General features: G+C 47.7%; 1 protein-coding gene and 1 pseudogene. Both read left to right on the plus strand.

All coding sequences use genetic code 11. The features are described 5' to 3' along the window. The coding region (locus R7Q11_RS25525) for a winged helix-turn-helix domain-containing protein (RefSeq protein ID WP_225466920.1) at positions 1 to 351 on the plus strand (351 nt) is incomplete at its 5' end. Between the two features lie 105 nt (positions 352 to 456). Next, positions 457 to 838, plus strand: a pseudogene (gene envZ / locus R7Q11_RS25530) (two-component system sensor histidine kinase EnvZ); the annotation flags it as partial.

Consider the following 838-nt stretch of genomic DNA (forward strand, 5'->3'; position numbering starts at 1 on the left):
ACGGTTGAGCTACCGGGCGCGCAAAGTACAGAAGAAAAAGTGGTCGAGTTTGGCGAGTTTCGTTTAAATCTCGGCACGCGTGAAATGTTCCGTGGTGATGAGGCGATGCCATTAACATCGGGTGAATTTGCGGTGTTGAAATCACTGGTAACCAACGCGCGTGAGCCAATGTCGCGTGATAAGCTGATGAACATGGCGCGTGGTCGTGAATACTCGGCGATGGAGCGTTCTATCGACGTACAAATTTCTCGTCTACGCCGCATGTTGGAAGACGATCCGAGCAAACCTCGCTACATCCAGACCGTATGGGGTTTAGGTTACGTATTTGTCCCAGACGGCAAAGAGTCGTAATTCTTACTCCCTTAACCGGCAATCGGTTTTTAAAACTTCGGCCATCAAATTTCCTTCTTATTTGGTGGTCGAGGTTTTCGCAATTAGGATCATTAGGAAATTTCCATGCGAATCCGAAGTTCACTGACACAATCTATTCTACTGTTCATCTCCTTGCTTCTCGCTAGCCAAGTCTTTTCTTATTACGCCGTTTTTAACTACGCGTTGATGCCAAGCCTGCAACAGTTCAACAAAATTCTCGCTCACGAACTGAATCTGGTTCTCGATGAAGATGGCCCGCTCAAATCGGATGCACCATTGCGTCGCCAGTTATTAGAAAGGTTGGGCGTGACAGTTCACAGCATCAACAGCGAGAAGGCGGTTGAGTTTAACCATGCGATGTCGATTGATTTGATGTCGGAGGAAATGACTCAAGAGCTAGGCTCACCAACCGAAGTGCGCCTGTTGCTGGGTAGTGAAAGCTACATTTTGTGGATGCACATCGAGA

It is taken from the genome of Vibrio sp. 970, from assembly GCF_033339075.1.